2 protein-coding genes are annotated in these 4,046 nt (G+C 43.9%); both read left to right on the forward strand.

Annotated features, from left to right (window positions below; all coding sequences use genetic code 11):
- Window positions 1-263: 263 nt before the first annotated feature.
- Complete coding sequence (locus HWQ58_RS21795; RefSeq protein ID WP_292867055.1) at window positions 264-587, forward strand: hypothetical protein; 324 nt, start codon at window positions 264-266, stop codon at window positions 585-587.
- Between the two features lie 721 nt (window positions 588-1,308).
- A complete protein-coding gene (gene glgP / locus HWQ58_RS21800; protein ID WP_292867057.1) occupies window positions 1,309-3,873 on the forward strand; it encodes an alpha-glucan family phosphorylase in 2,565 nt (854 codons plus the stop codon).
- The last annotated feature ends 173 nt before the right edge of the window (window positions 3,874-4,046 follow it).

The following is a 4,046-nucleotide window of genomic DNA, read 5'->3' on the forward strand; positions in this document are numbered from 1 at the left end:
CCATTTTTTCTAATCTCCGTAGATTTGCAGTATGGACAATGCATAGTAGCTACCCCTCATTCATCCTTCTATTATGCAACGCCAAATATTCTAAATCACCCATTCGGGTGAGCCAAGAGGGTGATGTGTGCTTGGTACTACTCGTTATAAATTTTATTTAAAGAAATCTAAAACGTAGCTTAGTTTCGAGGATAAATCTACAAAAAAACATCTAATTTCCCAAATTGAGGTATCAGTTTTAACTCACACACTTGGTTCAAATTATGGCTTTAATTAAAGAAATTGTACAAGAAGCTCTAACTATCGGCTATCTGAGTGTTGTAGTCGAAGATCAACTGCGATCGCAACTTCAAAGTAATTATGACTCAGAAGACCTAGATGCCTGGATCATTTTACAGCGAGCTATTGCAGCAGGTGATGTCAAACAAGAGTCGCGCCGAAAAAAAGCTTCCCCCTCTCCTAAAGCGAAGGACACTTCATCAAGTATCAAACTTGCTTATCAAATGGCAGCGGAGATTGCCTATGCAGCAGCTGTAGCTCTGACAATGACAAAAAATAGTAAAGTTCAGCCTTCACTAGGTGCATAAAATAACACCTTTGTAAGTTATTTTCCTGATTTAGTGCAAAGATTTCATACCAAGTAATTAGCGTAGGCGTAGCCCGCACTTCTCTACGAGACGCTGCGCGTACCTTGCTTAAGAGCAGGGGTATGACAAAGCTCAGTCACCACCGCAGGCATCGCTTTTCTTGATTAATTGCTTGGTAGGGCTTTCATCCGATTATTTATGGGGTTTCCCTTCTGCCTCCTGGCTTGAAAGTGCTGTACATCGATAGCGGGGCGTTGAGTCAGTGCTGAGTAAAAATCCCAGTCTTTAGAAGATTTTCATGCAAGGCTTTTGAAACTCGTTTCATCGGGATGGCTTTCTTTGACAGCGCAATTTTATTAAAAAATAATTAAAAAATTTCACTTTACTGGACACAGCTATGGGGAATTTTCACCCTCAGCCAAGAATCTCGAATTGATCCCCGGAAGTAATACTAAAATAAATATAAATTATTTATTCAAAACTAAATTTTTTTAAGTGATACATACCAGTCAATGATTAAATCTTAATATACCAAGTATATGGCTCAGAGTAAGGCATAGAATTAGAAACACCTTGGTGTAAACTTTAGCAACGAGGTTAAAAATAATTCTCAATGCTTAACAAAGTCATCGCTTTTTCACAAACTACTGTATAAAGAATTGGCAACATTGGTAAAGAGAGTAAACAATAACCATAGCTAAACTTGGAGTTTTGCCAACCTATGCAGCCAATTCGCACATTTAATGTATCCCCTTCACTACCGCCGCGACTTGAACCACTACGGCGGCTGGCATATAACTTGCACTGGGATTGGAACGTTGATACTAAAGATTTATTCCGTCGCTTAGACTCTGACCTGTGGGAGTCTAGCCATCATAACCCAGTGTTAATGTTGGGTACAATCTCTCAATCGCGGCTTCTGGAAGTTGTCGAAGATGAAGGCTTTTTAGCGCAAATGGATCGAGCTGACCGTCAGTTAGACGATTATTTGCAAGAGCGTACCTGGTATCAGAAACAACGAGAGCAGAAACCCAAAGAATGCTACGCCTATTTTTCGGCGGAATTTGGACTTGTAGATTGTTTGCCCGTCTATTCTGGAGGCTTGGGTGTTCTGGCGGGGGATCACCTCAAATCTGCCAGTGACTTGGGTTTACCGCTTGTCGGTGTCGGTTTGCTCTATCAGCAAGGCTACTTTGCCCAGTATCTCAATGCCGATGGCTGGCAGCAAGAACGTTACCTGCTCAACGATTTTTATAATATGCCCTTGCATCTGGAGCGCAATGCCGATGGTTCAGAACTGCGGATTGCAGTAGATTATCCAGGACGCAAGGTATATGCCAGAGTTTGGCGCGTACAGGTAGGAACGGTTCCCTTGTATCTGCTGGACACCAACATTGAACCGAACAACACTTACGACCACGACATCACAGATCAGCTGTATGGTGGCGACATTGATATGCGTATCCACCAGGAAATTATGCTGGGGATCGGTGGTGTGCAAATGCTCAAAGCTTTGGGGCTGAAAGTTACCGCCTACCACATGAATGAAGGCCACGCTGCCTTCTCTGCCTTAGAACGCATCCGTTTGCTGATTCAGGAAGAGGGACTGAATTATGCCCAAGCTAAACAAGTGGTGGCTTCGAGCAATATCTTTACCACACACACACCAGTACCAGCAGGGATTGACTTGTTCGCTCCCGAAAAAATGTTGCACTACCTGGGATATTATGCAGAGATATTTGGGTTGCCCAAAGAGCAATTTTTAGGACTGGGGCGTGAGAATACAGGCGATTTATCTGGGCCTTTCAGTATGGCGGTGCTGGCGCTGAAAATGGCAACATTTTCTAACGGTGTCGCACAACTGCATGGTGTAGTGTCGCGGCAAATGTTCCAAGGCTTGTGGAAGAATGTGCCCGTGGAGGAAGTGCCGATCGCCGCAATCACTAACGGTGTCCATGCTCGGAGTTGTGTGGCGAAATCGACTCAAGAATTGTACGATCGCTACCTGGGCCCAAATTGGTCATCAGCTCCACCAGATAGCCCATTGTGGGAGCGGATGGACGCCATACCCGATGAAGAATTGTGGCGTAATCACGAACGCTGCCGCTTGGATATGATTTTGTATGTGCGGGAGCATTTAGTTAAGCATTTGACCGATCGCGGCGCTTCCGCTTCCGAGATTATCCAAGCCCAAGAAGTTTTAGATCCTTACGCTTTCACCATTGGTTTTGCCCGTCGCTTTGCCACCTACAAACGCGCCACCCTCTGGATGCGTGATTTGGAACGGATTAAGCGGCTTCTGCTGGCTAACAAAGACCGGAAAGTGCAATTTGTGATTGCTGGTAAGGCACATCCCAAAGATATCCCCGGTAAAGAACTCATCCGCGAGATCAATCACTTTATCCGCGAACAACATTTAGAAAAGCAGGTAGTGTTTGTTCCCAATTACGACATTCACATCTCCCGGTTGATGGTTGCGGGTTGTGATATCTGGTTAAATACACCGCGTCGTCCACGGGAAGCTTCTGGTACTAGTGGTATGAAAGCCGCTATGAATGGATTACCAAATTTAAGTGTGCTAGATGGCTGGTGGGATGAAGCTGATTACGTCCGCACAGGCTGGGCAATTGGACATGGAGAAAATTACGACGATCCTAACTACCAGGATGAAGTAGAAGCAAATGCTCTCTACGAATTGTTAGAGAAGGAAGTTGTACCGCTATTTTATGAACATCGGGATACTGATGGTTTGCCCCGTCCGTGGGTTGCCAAAATGAAGGATGCAATTCGGTTGAATTGTCCATTCTTTAATACGGCGCGGATGGTAGGAGAATATGCACAAAGGGCTTATTTCCCGGCTAGCGATCGCTATCATACTCTGAATGTTGATAACTATGCTCCAGCCAAAGAACTAGCCGCTTGGAAAGAAAAACTAAGCGAACACTGGTTCAACATCAAAATCAAAGATGTTGACGTATCGGCAGCTTCAGACATTGAGGTTAACCAAACAGTTGCTGTCAAAGCCAAGGTTGACTTAGCAACTTTGACCAATGATGATGTGCAGGTGGAGCTATATCAAGGTGCGATCGATGCCAATGGTGAGATTGTCAACGCTGTGCCAGTGGTGATGGATTACCAAGGGGAAGATGCACAGCAATTGAGTACTTACACGGGTAATATCACCTATACCGCTTCTGGTTTACAAGGCTTGTCTTTGCGTGTATTACCGAAAAATAAAAATTTGGCTAATCCTTACGAACCAAGGTTGATTGCTTGGGCAGAGTAAGAATAGTGAGTAGTTATTGAGTACTTAAGATTAGGCGTTGCTGATTTAAGTTTAGCAACGCCTTTTATTGTGCAATACAATCATGTCCAAAAAATAATTATTGCTAGAATTATGAGTAATATCATGTCCGGATAATCGCTTACGATAAAAGTAGTGAGTGCAAAGATGAGTAA

It is taken from the genome of Nostoc sp. LPT, from assembly GCF_017115165.1.
Taxonomy (GTDB): Bacteria; Cyanobacteriota; Cyanobacteriia; order Cyanobacteriales; family Nostocaceae; genus Nostoc.